Genomic DNA, 19,896 nt, shown 5'->3' on the forward strand with positions numbered 1-19,896 from the left:
GTTCCGGCGGACGGGTGATCAGGGCCCTCACCTGGTCGACGCAACCGCTGGGTGCCCCGGTGACCGCGCAGCGTGGTCGTCAAGCCGTTGTCGAATGCCCCCGGCGTGTCTGAGTTGCGCCCATGTAGGGTCAGCGCCTACGGTCGACCCCAATATCTAGTGGTTACATGGCTGTAGTTAGTCCACAGGTTGGGGTGGGTTATCCACCGTCCATCCACGTGTTATCCACAGTTCGATCACCAAGCGTGTCCGGTCGCGCTCCGCCGGACGGTGGACACGCAGCCGTGCGGGGAGAGGTCATGCGCTGTCCGTTCTGTCGGAACTCCGACTCGCGGGTCGTGGACTCGCGAGAGGTCGACGACGGTCAGGTGATCCGCCGCAGGCGCTCCTGCGCGCAGTGCAGCCGCCGGTTCACCACCGTCGAGGAGGCCATCCTCGCGGTGGTCAAGCGCTCCGGGGTCACCGAGCCGTTCAGCCGCGACAAGGTCGTGCGCGGCGTGCGGCGCGCCTGCCAGGGCAGGCCGGTCGACGAGGACCAGCTGCAGCTGCTGGCGCAGCAGGTGGAGGACGCCATCCGGGCCAGCGGCAGCGCCGAGGTGCCCAGCCACGAGGTGGGGCTGGCCATCCTCGGACCGCTGCGCGAGCTCGACGGGGTGGCCTACCTGCGCTTCGCCAGCGTGTACCGGTCCTTCTCCTCGGTGGAGGACTTCGAGCGGGAGATCGCCGACCTGCGGGCCGCGATCGCCAGGGGGACAGCGCACGACCATGAGCAGTAGGCGTCACAGGACCAGACGCCCCCGGGGCGGGGAGCGTCGACCAGGACTACGGCCGCATCGGACGGGGAGCCCGGACGTGGCCAGAGCAGCACAAGGCGTATTGGACGAGGGAGAGGGACCGGTCATGACCGAGACCGTCGAGACCGCGGTTGACCAGGTCGCGGGCGCACCGCGGCAGGGGCTGCGGGTGGAGCGCGTCTACACCACCGAGGGGGTGCACCCCTACGACGAGGTCACCTGGGAGCACCGCGACGTGGTGATGACCAACTGGCGCGACGGCTCGGTGAACTTCGAGCAGCGCGGCGTCGAGTTCCCCGACTCCTGGTCGGTCAACGCGACCAACATCGTCACCAGCAAGTACTTCCGCGGCGCGGTGGGCACCGCGGTGCGCGAGAACTCCCTGCGCCAGCTCATCGACCGGGTCGTGCGCTCCTACGTCGCCGCGGGCATCGAGCACGACTACTTCGCCACCGACACCGACGCGCTCGTCTTCGAGCACGAGCTGACCTGGATGCTGCTGCACCAGGTGTTCAGCTTCAACTCCCCGGTGTGGTTCAACGTCGGCACCAGCTCCCCGCAGCAGGTCAGCGCGTGCTTCATCCTGGCCGTCGACGACACGATGGACTCGATCCTCAACTGGTACAAGGAAGAGGGTCTGATCTTCAAGGGCGGCTCGGGGGCGGGCCTCAACCTCTCCCGCATCCGTTCGTCCAAGGAGCTGCTCTCCTCCGGTGGCACTGCCTCCGGCCCGGTGTCGTTCATGCGGGGGGCTGACGCGTCCGCTGGAACCATCAAGTCCGGTGGCGCTACCCGTCGCGCGGCGAAGATGGTTGTCCTCGACGTCGACCACCCTGACGTCGAGGAGTTCATCGAGACCAAGGCCCGCGAGGAGCAGAAGATCCGCGTGCTGCGCGACGCGGGCTTCGACATGGACCTCGGCGGCTCCGACATCGCCTCGGTGCAGTACCAGAACGCCAACAACTCGGTGCGCGTGTCCGACGAGTTCATGCACGCGTTCGAGTCCGCCGGTCAGTTCGGCCTGCGCTCGCGCACCACCGGCGAGGTCATCGAGCGGGTCGACGCCAAGGGCCTGTTCGGCAAGCTCGCCAAGGCCGCGTGGGAGTGTGCCGACCCGGGCATCCAGTACGACGACACGATCAACGCCTGGCACACCTGCCCGGAGTCCGGCCGGATCACCGCGTCGAACCCGTGCAGCGAGTACATGCACCTGGACAACTCCAGCTGCAACCTGGCCTCGCTCAACCTGATGAAGTTCCTCGCCGACGACGGCACCTTCGACGCCGAGACCTTCGTCAAGGCCGTCGAACTGGTCATCACCGCGATGGACATCTCGATCTGCTTCGCCGACTTCCCGACCGAGCCGATCGGCGTCACCACCCGCAAGTTCCGCCAGCTGGGCATCGGGTACGCCAACATCGGCGCGCTGCTGATGGCCACCGGCCACGCCTACGACTCCGAGGGCGGCCGCACGCTCGCCGCGGCCATCACCTCGCTGATGACCGGCACCGCGTACCGCCGCTCCGCGGAACTCGCGGGCATCGTCGGCGCCTACGAGGGCTACGCCCGCAACGCCGAGGCGCACCAGCGGGTCATGCGCAAGCACGCCGCCGCCAACGACCTCGTGCGCACCTACCACGCCAACGACGCCGCGGTGCAGAAGGTCGCCACACGCGAGTGGCAGGCCGCGCTCGCGATCGGCTCGCGCAACGGCTGGCGCAACGCCCAGGCCAGCGTGCTCGCCCCGACCGGCACCATCGGCCTGATGATGGACTGCGACACCACTGGCATCGAGCCCGACCTCGCCCTGGTCAAGTTCAAGAAGCTGGTCGGCGGCGGCTCCATGCAGATCGTCAACCAGACCGTGCCGCGCGCGCTGGCCTCGCTGGGCTACCAGGCCGAGCAGGTCGAGGCGATCGTCGAGTACATCGCCGAGCACGGCCACGTCGTGGACGCCCCCGGCCTGCGCCAGGAGCACTACGAGGTGTTCGACTGCGCGATGGGCGAGCGCTCGATCGCGCCCATGGGCCACGTGCGGATGATGGCCGCGGTGCAGCCGTTCATCTCCGGCGCCATCTCCAAGACGGTCAACATGCCGGAGGCGGCCACCGTCGCCGACGTCGAGGAGATCTACTACCAGGGCTGGAAGCTGGGCCTCAAGGCGCTGGCCATCTACCGCGACAACTGCAAGGTCGGCCAGCCGCTGTCGGCGGGCAAGGGCGCGAAGACCACCGCCGCGGCCGAGCCGGAGAAGGTCGTCGAGTACCGCCCGGTCCGCAAGCGCCTGCCCAAGAAGCGCCCCTCGCAGACCGTGTCGTTCACCGTCGGCGGCGCGGAGGGTTACCTGCACGCGGGCTCTTACCCCGACGACGGCCTCGGCGAGATCTTCGTCAAGCTGGGCAAGCAGGGCTCGACCCTGGCGGGCGTGATGGACGCGTTCTCCATGTCCATCTCGGTCGGCCTGCAGTACGGCATCCCGCTGGAGTTCTACGTCTCCAAGTTCCAGAACCTGCGCTTCGAGCCCGCGGGCATGACCGACGACCCCGACGTGCGCATCGCCACCAGCGTCTTGGACTACCTGTTCCGCAGGCTCGCCCTGGACTACCTGCCGTACGACAAGCGCGCGCAACTCGGCGTCTTCACGGCTGACGAGCGCACCGCCCAGGTCACCGCCGACTACAGCGCACCGTCGGATGTGGACCTCGAGGGCATGCGTTCCTCGGTCGAGGCCAGCCCTCGCCCCGAGGCCGCACCTCCGGTTCAGGCCCACAGCTCGACCGAACTGCTCGAACTGCACCTCGGCAAGGTCGCCGACGCCCCGCTCTGCATGACCTGCGGCACCAAGATGCGCCCTGCGGGCTCCTGCTACCTGTGCGAGGGCTGCGGCTCCACCTCCGGCTGCAGCTGATCTTCGCTGGCAAGGGGAGTCCACCCGTTCCGGGTGGGCTCCCCTTTTCGCGTCTGTGGTGCTTTGGGGGTGGGGGTGGAGAGGTGGGCCGGGGTTGGTGAGGGAGCGGTGAAGATCGGGGGTTTCTGTTGGGGGCCAAGGCACTGTGGGGGCATGACCGAGGATGAGTGGTTGGAAGAGTTCCGGGTTGAGGCCGCGCGGAGGGTGTTGCGGGACGATCCGGAGTGGGGGGATGGGGCGGAGTTGCATCCGGCGGTGGTGCGGAGTGTTCAGCGGTTCCAGGTAGGTGAAGACGGTGATGGGGCCAATCTCATTGAGAAGGCTGGGGAAGGGGTCTATGGGGAGGCGGTGGCGTTGTTCATCGCTGAGGAGCAGAACCATGCGCGGTTGTTGGCGCGGTTGCTGGAGGCAGCCGGGGCGTCGACTATCCAGTCGCATTGGAGTGATGCGGTGTTTGTGTGGTTGCGCAGGGCTCTGGGGCTCAAGTTGGAGCTGATGGTCCTGACGATCGCCGAGGTGGTGGCGTTGGCGTACTACCGGGTGTTGCGGGACGGGGCGGGGGATCGGCTCGCGACGGAGGTGGCGGCGCGGTTGTTGGCTGATGAGCGCAGGCACGTGCCGTTCCACCTGGACCGGCTCGGGGAGGTGTCCGGGGTCAGCCGGGCCGCGTGGCGGGTGTTGTTCCTCGGTGCTGTACTCGTCGTGGCGGCGGATCACGGGTCGGCGCTGCGGGTTCTCGGGGTCACCCGGCGCGGGTTCGTGCGGGAGGCCATGGCGGAGTTCGCGGCGGCGGTCTCGCGGCGGCCTGTCACGAACAGGCCCGCTGTGCCGTCTTCCGCGTGAGGCGATCCGGGAGGTTCTATGTCCATCCTCGTCACCGGCGGTACCGGGGTGCTGGGGCGGCAGGTGGTCCGCGCGCTGCCAGACGCCAGGGTGTTGACGCGCTCTGGTGACGGGTACCGCGGCGACCTGCTTACCGGTGCGGGCCTAGAGGACGCGTTGGCCGGTGTGACAGCGGTAGTGCACTGCGCCACCACGCTCGGCCGTAAGGACATAGACGCAACGGCGGCTCTCATCGCTGCCGCCAAGCGGTCAGGTAACCCGCATTTGGTCTATATCTCCATTGTCGGTGTGGACCGGATCCCGCTGCCGTACTACCGGGCCAAGTTGGCGGCCGAGCGCTTGGTCGAGGACTCCGGCCTCCCGTACTCGATCCTGCGCGCCACGCAGTTCCACGACCTGATCGCCAAGGTCTTCGCGCCTCAGCGGCTAGTTCTGTTCCACCCGGCGTTCGCGTTCCAGCCTGTGGACACGGGCACCGTGGCGACGCGTCTCGCCGATCTCGCTACAGGCTCCGCGCAAGGACGGGTCAGTGATCTCGGTGGCCCTACCGTGTGGACGTCCCGTGCGCTCGCTGGGCAGTACCTAGCCGCTACCGGGCGCAAAGCCGTTCGAGTGCCGGTATGGCTACCGGGCCGGATCTTTGCCTCTTACCGCGCCGGGTATCATCTCGCGCCCGCGCACGCCGAGGGGACAGTCGAGTTCGCCGACTTCCTCGCCGGTGACCCCCGTCACCCTTGACTTCGACATTGGTGGAGGTTCGATCCTTGGGGGCATGACCAAGACGATGACCGCGGTGGCCGTCACCCAGTTCGGCTCGGCCGACGTGCTGCGCCTGATCACCCTCCCGCTGCCCGAGCCAGGGCCGGGCGAGGTCCGGCTGCGGGTGCACGCGGCGGGCGTGCAGCCCTTCGACGTCGCGGTGCGCCAGGGGATGGGGCCACCCGCGGGGGCGGCGGTGTTGCCGCAGGTCATCGGCAACGAGTACGCCGGGGTGGTGGACGCGGTCGGCCCCGGGGTGGACTCGCCGCGGGTCGGGGACGAGGTGCTCGGGTTCGCGCTCTACGGCAGCTACGCCCAGTACCGGATCGCGCCCGCCGAGAACCTCGTGGCCAAGCCGGAGAGCATGCCGTGGGCGGTGGCCGGGTCGTTCTCGGCGGGGGCGCAGACGGCCGCGATGGCGGTCGAGGAGCTGGGGGTCCGCGCGGGGGAGACGCTGCTGGTGCACGCGGGCGCGGGGGCCGTCGGCACGATGGCGATCCAGCTCGCCCGGCTGCGGGGGGCCACGGTGATCGCGACCGCCAGCCCCGCCAATCACGACTACCTGCGCGAGCTTGGTGCGATCCCGGTCGAGTACGGCGACGGCCTGGTGGCGCGGGTGCGCGCGCTCGCCCCGCGCGGGGTGGACGCGGCGATCGACGCCGCAGGGATCGACGCCCTCACCGCCTCGATCGAACTGGGGGTCGACCGGGATCGCATCATCACCTTGGTGGTCTGGGACCGCTACACCGAGTTCGGAGTACGGCGGGTGACCGGGACTAGATCGGCCGTGCGGTTGGCCGGGTTGGTCGACCTCTATGACCGTGGGCTGCTACGCGCTCACGTCCGGTCGCGCTACCCGCTCGCTGCCGCGTCCCACGCCCACCGCGAGGTAGAGACCGGTCACGGTAGAGGAAGGGTGGTGCTGGTTATCCCATAGCGCCTCTATGATGACGACACGCGCGCGGGGCTCGGGGGAGTCGTTCGTTCCGCTGCCGTGTCGTCTATCTGGGGGACAAGTGATCGGGAACGAACCGCGCTTCGGCCCTGCCCCGGTGGGGAACACCGGGGCGGAGCCGGGCAACAGGCCGCTGGTGTTGGTCAGCGTGCTGGGCATCATCGTCGTTGGCGTGCTGTGGATAGGAATCCTGGGGAAGGTGTTCACCGGTGGGTCACGGGTGGTTCAAGGTGTCCCTCTTGCGGTAGGCGAGCAGACAGAGCAAACCGAGCCCGCTACGCCAGCAGACATCTCTAGGAACCCACTGCTCTCCCCGGGCCGAGAGGTGACTGCCGCGCAGTGCTCCCTTCCGGCTCTAGGCACTACCGCGCCGGAGTTGGAGGCCTTCTACCGAGAAGGTTTGGTCTGTCTGGATAAGGCGTGGACGCCGGTACTGCGAGCGGTAGGTAAGCCGATGGTTTCGCCGAAGCTGTCGATCGCGGACATCCCGAAGGCCAAGTGCGGGGTCTCACCGACCGAGGAAGAGGCGCTGGCCTTCTACTGCAACCGCGACCGCACGATCTACATGCCCCGGGACCGGCTGATGCGGGCCGCGGGCGACTCCGCGCCGTACCACCTCGCGGTGCTCGGCCACGAGTACGGCCACCACGTGCAGGCGCTGACCGGCATCCTGTCGGCCGCGGCGACGCAGGAGGACACCGAGGACGAGGAAGCCGCGTTGACGGTGTCGCGGCGCACCGAGTTGCAGGCCAACTGCCTCAGCGGCCTGTTCCTGGACGCGGCCCGACGCGGCGGCGCGCTGGAGTCCGACTTCGTCGACGAGGCGGTCGACAGCTTCGGCGACACGCTCAGCTCCGACACCCACGGGTCACGCCGCAACCAACTGGAGTGGGCTGAGCGTGGGGCTAAGGGCGGCACCACGGCCTCCTGCGACACCTGGTCGGCCTCGACTACCGACGTCGAGTGACCGTTAGCTCTGCCGCCACAGGTTGAGCACACGGTCGATGTCGTCGCGGATGCGTTCACGCGCGGTAGCCCTAGGGACACCGGCCATCAACATCGCGTCGTAGTCGGTCTCCTCGTGGCGGATCGCGGCGACCACGGCCAGGGTCACCGCGTGCTCGTCGAGTGCCTGACCCGCTGCCGACCGGCCGACCCTGCCGCTGCTGCGGGTACCCGCGTGCTCGGCGATCGAGAGGGCCCGGTCGGTGGCCAGGCCGGGGAACAGGTCCCGGATGCGTTCGGCGAACGCGGCCTGGAACACCAGGTCCTGGGCGGCCCGGCGGCCCCGGTCGCGGGCCTTGCGCCGCTCGCGCAGGTCCTCGTCGGCCAGGCACTGCTCCTCGGCGGTGTCCAGCGCGGCCCGCTCGACCAGGATGCCGCGCCGGTCGAAGCGCTTGCGCGACTTGCTCCACCGCACCACCACCGCGGCCAGCCCGCTGGCCTTGCGGGCGCGCCTGGTCAGCGCCGCGTCGCCTGCGGGGAGGAACACCAGGTGGTCCATGTCGGCGCAGTCGAGGCACAGCGGCTTCTCGTCCTCCACGAAGTGGAAGTCGCCGGTCTCCCCGCACTGAGCGCAGTGCCAGCGCTTGTCCGGGTTGAGCACGACCAGGTCGGGTGCCTTGGCCTGCCGCTGCGCCACCCGGGCCAGCCGGGCGGGCGGGAGCGCGGGATCGGTCCACTGGGTGCGGAACGCCTGCTCGACGCCCGCGTCGCCGGACCGGCTGAACCGCAGCGCCCTGCGGTCCCTCGTCGCCGCCACGTAGTCCACTTCGGACTTCAGCAGGCCGAGGCCCGCGGCCCACTCGTGCAGGTAGGTCATCGCCTCGGCCAGCCGCTCCGGGCCAACAGCGGCGAGGGTGTCCAGGTGCGGTTCCTGGCCCAGCTCCCACGACTGCACCGACCGGCTACCCAGCCACCCCAGCTCGGACAGGACCGCCAGCGGCGCGACGACCTTCTTGCGCTTGAGCAGGTCTTCCGCCACGGCCGTCACCCTGCGGTCCAGCCGTCCGCTCACCAGTGCCTCCGCTCACCGCTCGTCCGCGTCGGCCAGCGCTCGGTACGCGGGCCGCAACCATTCCACCAGAGGCCGTCCGCCGACCGTCAGCGGTAAGGGGCCAAGCTGGTCCAGCACCGCGTCTGGTGCCGCACGCACCGTCGTCACCGCAGGCGCTGTCACCGGTGCTCCCCAGAAGTCGTCCAGTACGTCAACAAGTGCGTCGTCGTGGGCAGTCTCCGGCTGCTCGATGGACCCGCGCAGGCCGTCGAGCAGTTGCTGCCGCCCGCGCCCGCGCCAGGCGAGGATCTCGAACGGGTCGGCGTCGAACGACTCCGCCAGCAGGTAGCAGATCGCGGCGAGGTGCTTGCACGGCACTTCCCAGTCGGGGCACGAGCAGTCCATCGACAGTTCCCTGGCGCTGTCGGGGAACAAGCGCAGCCCCGCGCCCGCGAACACCTGCTCGATGTCTATGGGGAGTTCGCCCGCGAGGAGCTTAGCGCGGAACAACGCTTGTCCCGCAAGCGCTTTCTCCACCTCGAACCACTGGGGCTCGGTGAACGCCTTGATCCCGATCCGGACGCGGTAGGGCTCTTGGCGCGATCCCTGCACCTGCGCGACCACGATGCTCGTGGACAACGACATGCTCAACACCTGTCCCGCGCGCGCGTAACGCCTACCGCGCTCGAAACGCCCGCCTAGCCCTAGAGCCTCCAACGACTCGATGAACCGGCGGGACCACCACGTGCGGCCGATGTCACCGCGCTGAGTGCTCGCTCTTATGCCGTCCTCGACCGGGATCGCCTTGGTCGGTTTGTCCCGCCACCACTCGTCATCAGGCACCGACAGCCTCCGACGATAGCGTTACCAGTTCGCGCAGCTCCTTCGTCGACAGCTCGGTCAACCAGCTCTCGCCGGTTCCCACCACTAGCTTCGACAGCGCGCGCTTGCTCTCGATCATCGTGTCGATCCGCTCCTCGAGCGTGCCGATGCACACGAACTTGCGCACCTGGACGTCCTTGCGCTGCCCGATGCGGAACGCCCGGTCGGTCGCCTGGTCCTCCACCGCCGGGTTCCACCAGCGGTCCAGGTGGATCACGTGGTTGGCCTCGGTCAGGGTCAGCCCGGTGCCGCCCGCCTTGAGCGACAACAGGAAGATCGCCGGGCCCGAGCCGGACTGGAACCGGCGGACCATGGCGTCGCGCTGGGCCCGCGAGGTGCCGCCGTGCAGGTACAGCACCTCGGTGTCGAACCGGGCGGCCAGGTAGGGCACCAGCAGCGCGCCGAACTCGGTGAACTGGGTGAAGCACAGTGCCCGCTCGCCCTCGGCCAGCACCTGCTCCAGCGTCTCCTCCAGCCGGGCGAGCTTGCCGGAGCGCCCCGCCACCGGCGACCCGTCGCCGAGGAAGTGCGCCGGGTGGTTGCACACCTGCTTGAGCTTGGTCATCGTGGCCAGCACGAGTCCCTTGCGCTGCACGCCATCGGCCTCCTCGACCTTGGCGAGCATGTCGTCGACCACCGCGAGGTAGAGCGAGGCCTGCTCGGGGGTGAGGGTGCACAGCTGGCGCATCTCCAGCTTGTCCGGCAGGTCGTCGACGATGGCCGGGTCGGTCTTGACCCTGCGCAGCACGAACGGCGCGGTGATCCGGCGCAGGCGGGCCGCCGCTTCCTCGTCGCCGTGGCGCTCCACCGGGACCGCGAACCGGGCGCGGAAGCGGGAGAGCGGGCCGAGGAGCCCGGGGTTGGTGAAGTCCATGACCGACCACAGTTCCGCGAGCCGGTTCTCCACAGGAGTTCCCGTTAGCGCTACCCGGTGTCGTGCGGGTAGGGACCGCATGGCTTGTGACTGCCTAGAAGCGCTGTTCTTGATGTTCTGGGCCTCGTCGAGCACGATCCGATCCCACGGCAAGGTTGCCAGCAGTGGCGCGTCCCGCGTGGCGATGGCGTATGTGGTGAGTACCAGGTCTGCCTCACCAACCGCGTCGGCCAGGTCTATGCCCGCGAGCCGGTCGGCGCCGTGGTGGATGTGCACGCGTAGACCCGGTGCGAACCGTTCGGTCTCTCGCTGCCAGTTGCCCACCAACGACATGGGGCACACCAGCAGCGTTGGCGGCCTCTTACCCTTCTCGCGCACCATGGCCTCTAGTGCCAAGAGCTGAACCGTCTTGCCGAGGCCCATGTCGTCGGCAAGGCACGCGCCCAGACCGACCCGGTCAAGGAAGGCGAGCCAGGCGACGCCACGGCGTTGATACGGACGGAGTTCGGCAGTGAAACCCTCCGGGGTCTCAACCGGCTCCAGGTGGGCCTCTACGGCCCCGGACAACAGGTCTGCCAACCAGCCCGAGCCGCTCACGCCGACCACCGGAACCGGTAGACCTTCCTCCTCCGGAGGCATGCTCGCCAGGTCGAGTACTTCGCCCACGGACATCTGGCCGGTTCGACTGCGCTCTAGGAAAGCCAAGCCTTCGGCCAGACCGCGTTGGTCTACCTGCACCCAACGACCGCGAACCCGCACTAGAGGGACCTTCGCTGCCGCTAGGTCGTTGAGTTCTTGCTCGGTGAGCGTCTCCTCGCCCAGCGCTAGATCCCAGCGGTAGTCGACCAGTTCGTTCTTCCCTAGAACCGAATTGCGCGTCACGGTGCCCGCCGTGCCTCGGCTCGTAGTGGTCAACCGCAGCCCAACACCGGACGACGCGCGCCAGCCCGACGGCAGTAAGACGCCGAAACCGGCTTGGTCGAGCGCGGCGGCGCTAGTCAGGAACCGATAAGCGCCTTCGGTGTCCAGGCTCAATCCGGTGGGAGCGTGTTCGCGCAGGCAGCTGTCCAGGTCCGGGAACAGGCGCGCCGCGCGTCCCAGTTCGGCCAGCAGCAGTTCGTCCGGGCGGGTCACCCAGCGCCGAAGGATGGTCCCGCCGTCGCCCTTCCACACGTGCTCGGCCGGGACCATCACGCTGGGGTCGTCCACCGCCCGCAACAGCAGTTCCAGCGTCCAGGTCAGGGTAGGGCTGTCGTCCTCGGGCGCTCGTAGACGGAAACAGGCGCGGACAGGCCCATCGAACTCGACCGCAGACCGCCACACTTGAAGGCTGTCGGCCAGCCGGGCTGATTGCTCAGCGGCGACATCAAGCAGCGGATCGCCAGTCAGCGCTACCAGCAGCGCGCGGCCAGCGGAGGCGCTGGTGCCAGATGGGCCTAGGCGGACCCCGGCCAGCCGTGATCGGGCCACGGAGTCGACGAACGCGTCCAGCACCGGCCGCAGCACGTCCTCGGCCCGCCTGCCCACGAGCCCGTCGACCTGTGCGGCCCGCAGCACCGGCGGCACCGCGTCGCGCAGTCGGGCGTACCTGGCCGAGTCCGTACCCGACAGCGCCGGGCGCCACCGGGCGACGAGCCCGTCCTCCTCCTGCGCGATCGTCGGCAACACCCGGCCCCGACCGACCAGGTCCTCGGCGAAGGCCACCACGGTCGCCATGAACCGGACGCTGGACCCCGTGCGCACGTCACCGAGCCGGGGGACGCCGTGGCGGGCGAACACAGCCGGTGACACCTTCGCGACCGGCACGCGCCACGGGTGCAGCCGGACGTCCCCGCGCGGGGTGACCCGCTTGGCCAGCGGGTCGAGCACCAGTTCGGGGGACGCGCGGGGGCCGGACGGGTAGGACGGCAGCAGGACCGACACCTCGTCGGACAGGCCCGCGACCAGCGAGGACAGCGTGCGCCCGGAGACGGCGAAGGGGTGCTCGACGACCCCCTTGGCGGCCTTACCCGGTCGGCGTGCGGGCAGGGTGGAGTCCTCCGCCCAGAGCGCTACCTCTCCGGCGACCGTGACCAGGCAGTGCAGCGCCAACACCCGGTAGACACTACCCAGCGGGACCGACGGTCCCGCTGGGGCCGGTCGTCAGGCCAACGTGCGCAGCAGGAACTCGTAGACGATCGCCGACATGAACGCCCGCTGCGAGTTGTCCGCCGCCGCGCCGTGGCCGCCCTCGATGTTCTCGTAGTAGTGCGGCGAGTGTCCGAGTTCGATCATCCTGGCGGCCATCTTGCGGGCGTGACCTGGGTGCACGCGGTCGTCCCTGGTCGAGGTGACGAAGAAGACCGGCGGGTATTTGGTTCCACTGTGGACGTTGTGGTACGGGGAAAACCCGGACAGGTAGGCCCAGTCGGCCGGGTCGTCCGGGTCGCCCCACTCGGCCATCCACGACGCGCCCGCGAGCAGCAGGTGGTACCGGCGGAGGTCCAACAGCGGGACCTGGCTGACGACAGCGCCGAACAGCTCCGGGTAGCGCGTGAGCATCACGCCGGCCAAGAGGCCACCGTTACTGCCACCTTGCATGCCCAGCCGCTCAGGCTTCGTGATGCCCCTTGCCACTAGATCCCGCGCAACCGCCGCGAAGTCCTCGTACGCGCGGGGCCGGTTCTCCCGCAGCGCCGCACGGTGCCACGCGGGTCCGTACTCGCCGCCACCGCGGATGTTCGCCACCACATAGGTACCGCCGTGCTCCAGCCAGCCTCGGCCGAGTCCACCGCTGTAGCCGGGGGTAAGAGACACCTCGAACCCGCCGTAGCCATAGAGCAAGGTCGGGCCGCTGGTGTCCGCGCCACGCACGACGAAGTACGGCACCTTGGTGCCATCGTCGGAGGTCGCGAAGTGCTGCTCGACGGTCAGGCCCTCGGCGTCGAAGAACGCGGGCGCCTGCCGCAGCGTCTCCAGGTCGCCACCGACCTCGCCGCGCAACAGCGTCGCGGGCTGCAAGTAGCCACTCACGTTGAGCAGGTACTCGTCGCTCTCGTCGGGATCGGTGTCGATGACATCCGCCGACCCGACCTCGGGGGCGCCAGGTAGCTCTGCCCGACTCCACTCGCCCGGTCCCGGCGTCAGCACCTCTAGGCGCGTCTTGACGTCGGACAGCTCCGCGAGGATGAGGTGGTTGCGCGTCCACGCGGTGCCGCTGAGTGAGGTGTGCTCGTCGGGGACGAACAGCTCGGTCAGGTCGCGCCCACCGGCCATGAAGGCCGTGTAGTCGGCGGCAAGCAGCGAGCCGGACAGGTAGGTCTTACCGTCCACGGTCCAGTCCGACCGCAGGGTGATCAGGAGCCAGTCGCGGTGAACGTCAACGTTCGCGTCCAGCGGTACCTCGATCCGGGCGAGGTCACCGCTAGGAGTGACCGCGAACTCTTCCGAGGTGAAGAAGTCCGGGAAGCGGCCTACGAAGTCGCGCTCGAACCCGGGGGTGTGGTCGCGGTAGGCGTAGACGCTCACGTCCTCCGGCTTGCCCTCGAACACGGTCTCCGCTTCCGCCAGCGGAGTGCCCCTACGCCACCTCTTCACGATGCGGGGGTAGCCGGACGTGGTCAGCGAACCTTCGCCGAAGTCGGTACCGACGTAGACCGAGTCACCGTCAATCCAGCTCACGCGGGACTTCGCCTCGGGGAGGGTGAACCCGTCCGCGACGAACTCGCCGGTCCTAAGGTCGAACTCCCGCACGACGGTGGCGTCCGCGCCACCGCGCGACAGTTCTACCAGCGCGAGGTTGTAGTCGGGCTTGAGCACCGACGCGCTCTTCCACACCCAGTTCTCGCCCTCGGACTCCCCGAGCGCGTCGACGTCGAGCAGCACTGTCCACTCCGGCTTCGCGGTGCGGTACTGCTCCAGGGTGGTCCGCCGCCACAACCCGCGCGGGTGCGCCGCGTCCTGCCAGAAGTTGTACAGGTAGGCCCCACGCCGCCGCGGGTACGGGATGCGGTCGTCGGCGTCGAGCACCTCCAGCAGTCTCGCCTTGGTCGTCTCGAACCGCTCCCCGTCGGTGAGCACGGCCGTGGTCTCGGCGTTCCGGGCGCGGACCCAGTCGAGGGCCTCCTCGCCGGTGACGTCTTCGAGCCAGAGGTAGGGGTCGGCGTCGTCGGTCATGACCGCCAGTCTGCCGGCGGGTGGGCTAGCGTGGGGGGTGTGGAGCTGGGATTCGCCTTGCCCGTGTCGGGCTCGTGGGCCACCGTGGACAACCTCGTGCGAGTAGCGACCCGGGCGGAGGAGTTGGGTTACCGGTCCTTGTGGACGATGCAGCGGCTCTTGTCCCCACCAGACGGCAGTTGGGGAGACGCATACCGCAGCGTCTTGGACCCGATCACCGCGCTGTCGTACGTAGCGGCTAGGACCACCCAGGTGCGCCTAGGCGTCGCCGTGCTCAACATGCCGTTCTTCGCTCCGGCACTCCTCGCCAAGCAGTTGGCCACGCTCGACCTGCTCTCCGCGGGCCGCGTGGACGCTGGTTTGGGCATCGGGTGGTCAGCGGAAGAGTTCGCGGCCGTTGGCGCTGACTTGGCCGGCCGAGGTAAGAGAGCGGATGAGTACATCTCGCTCCTACGCAGGCTCTGGACCGACGAGGTCGTCGACCACGAAGGCCCCCACTACCGCGTGCCCGCGAGCCGGACCGACCCCAAGCCTGTGCAGGCCGGAGGCCCGCCGATCCTCCTCGGTGGCGCCGCCGAGCCCGCTCTGCGACGTGCGGGTCGCCTGGCCGACGGGTGGATCAGCAGCAGCCGGGCCGACCTGGCCACGATCGGCGAGTCGGTCCAGGTCGTGCGCGCTGCGGCCGAGTCGGCCGGACGCGACCCCGACGACCTGCGGATGATCTGCCGCGGTGTCGTGCTCGTGCGCCCCGACCAGGGAGAACGTCCGCTGACCGGCAGCGTCGAGAAGATCAAGGACGACCTCGGCGGGCTGGCGGCGCAGGGCATCACCGAGGTGTTCGTCGACCTCAACTTCGACCCGGCCATCGGCACCCCGGACGCCGACCCGGCGGCGTCGATGGCGCACGCCGAGTCGGTCCTGTCCGCCTTTGCCCCGGCTGGGGCCTAATCGCGCCAGCCGGTGAGGGTGACGTCCTTGGCGACGTCGACCCGGAAGCTGATGGTGATCTCGCCGGTCTCCGATGGCGGCACCGTGAGCTTCCAGGTGACCTCGCCGATGTCGGTCTGCTCGGCAGGCTGCGGCTTGAGCACCAGGTCGCGCACGACGACCGACTCGCTGCGCGACACCGGCACCTGGTCGACGACGGTGATCCGCGCGGGTCGCGGTCCGAAGTTGCCGACCTTGATCCGCCAGGTCGCCTCCTGGCGGCGGGTGCCGCCCAGCACCGCCTTGGACGTCGAGCGCCTGACCAGGTCGCGTTCGACGCGGACGCGGTCGTCGATGCCCAGGGTCAGCTCGACCTCCTCGCCCGGGGCCCACGCCGCCAGGTTGGTCACCCCGACGAACTCGGCGTCGTGGAAGATCGACGCCCGGCCGGGCCGGATTGTGTGTTCGGACGTGTTGGTCACGGTCGCGCGCAGGTAGGCCTCCGTGCCGACCAACGGCACCGTGACGTGGTCGAGCTCCGCGGCGAGGTCGACGGTCGCGACAGTCGTGCGGTGGGCGCTGCTGTCCGAAGGTACGGCTACCAGGCGAGATGGGCGGTAGACCGTCGCCGCCTCGCCGTGCTCCACGCTGGCGTAAGACTCAGCGATCGGCGGTGGCGGCGAGTAGCCCCCGGGAGCCGCGGCGGCGGGCATCGCGGCGCCACCGGCCATGCCGTACCCGCGCTGCATGTCCTGGGCCTCGCTCCGGCTCCGGCTCGCCTGCGGGACGGGCCGCAGGACATCGAGGTACCAGGGGGCCAGCTCGGGCACGTCCACGCTGGTCGCGGGCCGTGCCGTGGACAGCCGCAGGTCGCACTCCGGCCAGTCCTCGCCGGTGTGCTGGGTGACCAGGCCGTACCAGGTCAGCGTCAGCCTCGTGCCGACGAGGCGGACGTCGTAGCGCGACTCCCAGTTCGCCGAGTCGACCAGGTAGGAGACCTCCAGCTCCACGTCGCCGTCGGCGGACACCGCCAGCTCGACCTCGATGGCGGTCGTGTCCGGCAGGTGCCCGCCCTGGCGCCCGGCGATGCGCCGCTCGACCTCGTCGAGCTCGGCCTGGGTGGTGCGCACGGAGTCGATCAGCTCGCGGCGTCGCGCGTACACCTCCGCCAGCTGCTCGGCCAGCGCGTCGCCCACCTGGGCCACCCGAGCCGGGTCGGCCTCGTCCTTGGCCAGCGCCTGCGCGAAGGTACTGCCCGCGCGCCTGCCCAGGGTGGTGATCAGCTCGGCCCGCGCGTCCAGCACGCTGCCGCGGTCGCCCAACTCCTGCAGCGCCGCGTGGAGGGAGTCCCTGCGCTCCTCGAGCTCACCGAGCGCCGCGTCCTGGGTGCGGTGGTGGTGCTCGGTACGCACGTCGACGCCGAGCACCGTCGCCGGTCCGCTGCCCGCCACGCGAATGGAGTCCGCGTGCAGGTACTGCGGTAGTCCACCGATGGTGACGCGGTGCTCGCCCGCGCTTAGCGCTACCTCGCCGCTACGGGTGATCCGCGCCTGTCCCGGGTAGACGGTCACGGCGGTGATACCTGCGTCAACTCGAATGGTCACGCCGCGAGGCTACCCACCGGAGCGCTCGACGGCACTGATCCTGGCGAGGAGATCGGCCTTGAGCTCGGGGCCGCAGAACGCGGACCGCACCCCGGTTCGAGCGATGTCGGCCAGTTCTCCCCGGCTTAGGCCGAACTGCTCGTGGCAGAGCAGGTACTCGCGGTCGAGATCCGTGTGGAACATGCCCGGGTCGTCGGTCGCCAACGTGACCGGTACGCCTGCCTCCAGCAGTAGCGGCATCGGGTGCTGTGCGATGTCGAGCACCGCGCGCGTGCGGAGGTTCGACGTCGGGCACACCTCGAGTGGAATGCCCTCGTGGGCCAGATGGCGCAAGAGGTCCCGGTCTTGAACCGCGCTCACCCCATGGCCGATGCGCTCGGCACCGAGTTCGCGGACCGCGGCCCAGATCTCCTCCGGACCCACTGTTTCCCCCGCGTGCGGGACTGAGTGCAAACCGGCTTCCCGTGCGCGGTCGAACGACCGGCGGAACGACGCGCGCGGCATCCCCGCCTCTTGTCCACCAACGCCAAAGGCAACAGTGCCCTCCGGCATGTGGGCAAGGACCCAGTCGACTGTCCTCTCGTCCTTCGCGCGCTCTAGACCTGCCGGGATGTCGAAGATCCACGCAAGGACAACACTGTGCTCGGCAAGTGCCCTCTTACGGCCCTCGGTCAGTGCTTCCGACAACTCCGCTGGGTCCATGCCGTTGTTGAGGTGGTCGAACGCCGTGATGGTGACTTCGGCGTAGTGCGCGTTAGAGGCCGCTAGGTCACGGGCGATACCAACGAGCAAGGTAGTGATGTCCGCACCGGTACGGACTAGACGCGAGACCTTGCCGTAGACGGTGATGAAGTGGGTGAAGTCGGTGAACTCGTAGTACCGCACCAACTCGTCGTGGTCGGTGGGAACACCGCCATCCGGGTGGCGCAGGGCGAGTTCGCGGACAGCGTCCAGTGGCGCCGAACCGACCAGGTGCAGGTGCAGTTCGACCTTGGGCAGGGCGTGGACGTAGGCGTGCACGGACGACCTCTCGGGATGTGGGATGGGTACGCGGGGCACAACACGCGTGCATCACCAGGCGAGGTCGCCGCGCTCGTGATCCTCCCCGTAGAGGGGAAGCGGCACCAACCAGCCGAGGATCACGGGCACACGCCGAGTCTGGCCCAGCCGCCGGGGGGCGTCAAGACGACCATCCCTTGTAGACAGATCAGAACCCCCTTGACACCCGCCGCACGGCGGGCAAGGGTGCGGGCAGGTCCCCTGCCGAAGATCTGGAGAACCCCATGAGACGTGCGAGATCCGCCGTCGTCGGTGCCCTCACCGCCCTGTTGGCCGTGCCGCTCCTGGTGTCGCCCGCGTCCGCCGAACCGGAACCGCCCGCGCCCGTGTTCGTCGACGGGCAGGCGCAGCCCGTGTTCAGCCCCACCGACGTCGTGCGCGAGTCGCTGTGGGTCGCCGCGCCGGTCGACAGCGACAACGACGGCAAGGACGACCTGGTGCACGTCGAGGTCGTCCGGCCACGTGCGACCGAGCAGGGGCTGCGCGTCCCCGTTGTGTACCAGGCGAGTCCGTACTACGCGGGCGGCAACGACGTCGACAACCACAACGTCGACGTCGAGCTGCACGTCCCCGACAACCGTCCTGGGCCGAAGGTGGCAACCACGTCCCTCGGCGGCCCCAACCCCGCCATCACCTGGCGGTACGAGCAGTACTTCACCGCGCGTGGTTTCGCGGTCGTCTACGCGGAGTCCCTGGGGTCGGGCCTGTCCACCGGGTGCCCCACGAGCGGTGGCCGCAACGAGACCATCGGCGCGCGCTCCGTCATCGACTGGCTCAACGGTCGCGCGGCAGCACAAGACGCCGCGGGTACCCGTGTCACCGCCGGTTGGACCACCGGCAAGGTCGGCATGATGGGCGTGTCTTACAACGGCACCCTCCCCACCGCCGTTGCCACTACCGGCGTGCAGGGCCTGGAGACGATCGTGCCGATCGCCGCCATCTCCAGCTGGTACGACTACTACCGCGCCGATGGCGCTGTCGTCGCCCCTGGCACCTTCCAGGGCGAGGACGTCGACGTGCTCGCGAAGTACGTGCACACCCGTGCGGACCGCACCGCGTGCGCGTCGGTGATCAACGACCTGACCGCCGAGCAGGACCGCGTCACCGGCGACTACAGCAACTTCTGGGACGAGCGCAACTACCTCAACGACGTGCGCAAGGTCCGTGCGTCGGTGCTGGCCGTGCACGGCCTCAACGACTGGAACGTGAAGATGACGCACGTGGCCCAGTTCTACGAGGCCATCAAGAAGCAGGGCGTCGAGCACAAGATCTGGCTGCACCAGTCCGGCCACGCCGACCCCTACAGCCTGCGCCGCGACCCGTGGCTGATCACGCTGAACAAGTGGTTCTCGCACTACCTGTACGGGGTCGACAACGGTGCCCAGGACGGCCCCAAGCTGACCATCCAGCGCGAGGACAAGACCTGGGTGGAAGAGGCCGAGTGGCCTGCGCCGTCCGCGTCCCTCGCCACCCTCTACCCGGGTGCCGGTGGCGCTACCTCCGGCGCGCTGACCATCGGGCGTCCAGACCGCCGCGTGGTCGAGTCGCTGACCGACGACGCGAGCAAGACGGCCGAGAGCCTGGCCAACGCGGCCGGCTCGCCCAACCGGTTGGTCTACCTGAGCCGCCCGTCGACCACCCCGCTGCGCTTCAGCGGCAAGGGTGAGGTCTACCTGCGCCTGTCGTTCACCCGGCCCGCGGCCAACGTGACCGCGCTACTCGTCGACCGCGCGCCGGACGGCAAGTCGACCGTCGTGACCCGCGGCTGGACCGACCCGCAGAACCGCAAGAACATCAGCCGCACGGACCCGATCCAGCCCGGCAAGGCCTACGACCTGCGGGCCGACCTGGTGCCGGACGACTACGTGCTGGCCGCTGGGCACCAGTTCGGTCTGGTGGTCCTCTCCAGCGACTACGACTACACCCTCCGGCCCGCCGCGGGCGCGGGCTTCTCCGTCGACCTCAAGGGCAGCAACCTGACCCTGCCGATCGTCGGTGGTCTCGACGCGCTCAAGACCGCCGTCGGCTGACGTGTGGGGTAGTCACACGATCCTCTAGGGGTTCGTGGGTGTTCCTCTAGTCCCGACAGCCGTGGTCGGATCGTTCGCGATGTTCCCCAGTGGAGGTGCGAATGATCCGG

At 69.3% G+C, this 19,896-nt stretch carries 14 protein-coding genes; 8 read left to right on the forward strand and 6 right to left on the reverse strand.

Annotated elements, in window-relative coordinates:
• Positions 1-299 precede the first annotated feature (299 nt).
• From nrdR to LV79_RS11640, 6 genes are all read left to right on the forward strand, one after another.
• Positions 300-776 (forward strand): transcriptional regulator NrdR, encoded by a 477-nt coding sequence (gene nrdR, locus LV79_RS11615; protein ID WP_253834918.1) that lies wholly within the window; start codon positions 300-302, stop codon positions 774-776.
• A gap of 124 nt (positions 777-900) precedes the next feature.
• Positions 901-3,702, forward strand: a complete 2,802-nt coding sequence (locus LV79_RS11620; RefSeq protein ID WP_253834921.1) for a vitamin B12-dependent ribonucleotide reductase — start codon at positions 901-903, stop codon at positions 3,700-3,702.
• A gap of 348 nt (positions 3,703-4,050) precedes the next feature.
• Positions 4,051-4,545 carry a ferritin family protein gene (locus LV79_RS11625; RefSeq protein WP_253834923.1) on the forward strand — a complete coding sequence of 165 codons (495 nt, stop codon included), beginning with the start codon at positions 4,051-4,053 and terminating at the stop codon, positions 4,543-4,545.
• An 18-nt stretch (positions 4,546-4,563) separates the two neighbouring features.
• Positions 4,564-5,283, forward strand: a complete 720-nt coding sequence (locus LV79_RS11630) for an SDR family oxidoreductase (RefSeq protein ID WP_253834925.1) — start codon at positions 4,564-4,566, stop codon at positions 5,281-5,283.
• A gap of 34 nt (positions 5,284-5,317) precedes the next feature.
• Entirely contained in the window at positions 5,318-6,241 is a 924-nt protein-coding gene (locus LV79_RS11635; RefSeq protein ID WP_253834927.1) for an NADP-dependent oxidoreductase, read from the forward strand.
• Between the two features lie 10 nt (positions 6,242-6,251).
• Positions 6,252-7,226 (forward strand): neutral zinc metallopeptidase, encoded by a 975-nt coding sequence (locus LV79_RS11640; protein ID WP_253834929.1) that lies wholly within the window; start codon positions 6,252-6,254, stop codon positions 7,224-7,226.
• Between the two features lie 3 nt (positions 7,227-7,229).
• On the opposite strand, the gene LV79_RS11645 is transcribed toward LV79_RS11640, so the two are convergent.
• The 4 genes from LV79_RS11645 to LV79_RS11660 are packed head-to-tail and all read right to left on the reverse strand — an operon-like array spanning position 7,230 to position 14,166.
• Positions 7,230-8,276, reverse strand: a complete 1,047-nt coding sequence (locus LV79_RS11645) for a DUF2293 domain-containing protein (protein ID WP_253834931.1) — start codon at positions 8,274-8,276, stop codon at positions 7,230-7,232.
• Positions 8,277-8,288: 12 nt separating this feature from the next.
• Positions 8,289-9,098, reverse strand: coding sequence for an SWIM zinc finger family protein (locus tag LV79_RS34405; RefSeq protein ID WP_253834933.1), 810 nt, complete (start codon positions 9,096-9,098; stop codon positions 8,289-8,291).
• Complete coding sequence (locus LV79_RS11655; protein WP_253834935.1) at positions 9,091-12,105, reverse strand: DEAD/DEAH box helicase; 3,015 nt, start codon at positions 12,103-12,105, stop codon at positions 9,091-9,093. The genes LV79_RS34405 and LV79_RS11655 overlap by 8 nt, the downstream gene beginning before the upstream one ends.
• A 48-nt stretch (positions 12,106-12,153) precedes the next feature.
• A complete protein-coding gene (locus LV79_RS11660; RefSeq protein WP_253834938.1) occupies positions 12,154-14,166 on the reverse strand; it encodes a prolyl oligopeptidase family serine peptidase in 2,013 nt (670 codons plus the stop codon).
• Between the two features lie 39 nt (positions 14,167-14,205).
• On the opposite strand from LV79_RS11660, the gene LV79_RS11665 reads away from it, so the two are divergent.
• A complete protein-coding gene (locus tag LV79_RS11665; RefSeq protein WP_253834940.1) occupies positions 14,206-15,114 on the forward strand; it encodes a TIGR03619 family F420-dependent LLM class oxidoreductase in 909 nt (302 codons plus the stop codon).
• Here LV79_RS11665 and LV79_RS11670 read toward each other — a convergent pair.
• Complete coding sequence (locus tag LV79_RS11670; protein ID WP_253834942.1) at positions 15,111-16,697, reverse strand: mucoidy inhibitor MuiA family protein; 1,587 nt, start codon at positions 16,695-16,697, stop codon at positions 15,111-15,113. The genes LV79_RS11665 and LV79_RS11670 overlap by 4 nt on opposite strands.
• Before the next feature lie 9 nt (positions 16,698-16,706).
• On the reverse strand, positions 16,707-17,717 hold the full coding sequence (gene add / locus LV79_RS11675; RefSeq protein ID WP_253834944.1) for an adenosine deaminase: 1,011 nt from the start codon (positions 17,715-17,717) through the stop codon (positions 16,707-16,709).
• A gap of 263 nt (positions 17,718-17,980) precedes the next feature.
• Here add and LV79_RS11680 point away from each other — a divergent pair, with 263 nt between their 5' ends.
• Positions 17,981-19,786, forward strand: coding sequence for a Xaa-Pro dipeptidyl-peptidase (locus LV79_RS11680; protein ID WP_253834946.1), 1,806 nt, complete (start codon positions 17,981-17,983; stop codon positions 19,784-19,786).
• Positions 19,787-19,896 lie beyond the last annotated feature (110 nt).

It is taken from the genome of Actinokineospora globicatena (genome assembly GCF_024171945.1).
GTDB classification, from domain to species: Bacteria; Actinomycetota; Actinomycetes; order Mycobacteriales; family Pseudonocardiaceae; genus Actinokineospora; species Actinokineospora globicatena.

Excerpts from the sequence above, each read along its gene's own strand:
- nrdR (WP_253834918.1), top strand. The coding sequence starts at position 300 with ATGCGCTGTCCGTTCTGTCGGAACTCCGACTCGCGGGTCGTGGACTCG.
- LV79_RS11620 (WP_253834921.1), top strand. The coding sequence starts at position 901 with ATGACCGAGACCGTCGAGACCGCGGTTGACCAGGTCGCGGGCGCACCG.
- LV79_RS11630 (WP_253834925.1), top strand. The coding sequence starts at position 4,564 with ATGTCCATCCTCGTCACCGGCGGTACCGGGGTGCTGGGGCGGCAGGTG.
- LV79_RS11635 (WP_253834927.1), top strand. The coding sequence starts at position 5,318 with ATGACCAAGACGATGACCGCGGTGGCCGTCACCCAGTTCGGCTCGGCC.
- LV79_RS11640 (WP_253834929.1), top strand. The coding sequence starts at position 6,252 with ATGACGACACGCGCGCGGGGCTCGGGGGAGTCGTTCGTTCCGCTGCCG.
- LV79_RS11660 (WP_253834938.1), bottom strand. The coding sequence starts at position 14,166 with ATGACCGACGACGCCGACCCCTACCTCTGGCTCGAAGACGTCACCGGC.
- LV79_RS11680 (WP_253834946.1), top strand. The coding sequence starts at position 17,981 with ATGAGACGTGCGAGATCCGCCGTCGTCGGTGCCCTCACCGCCCTGTTG.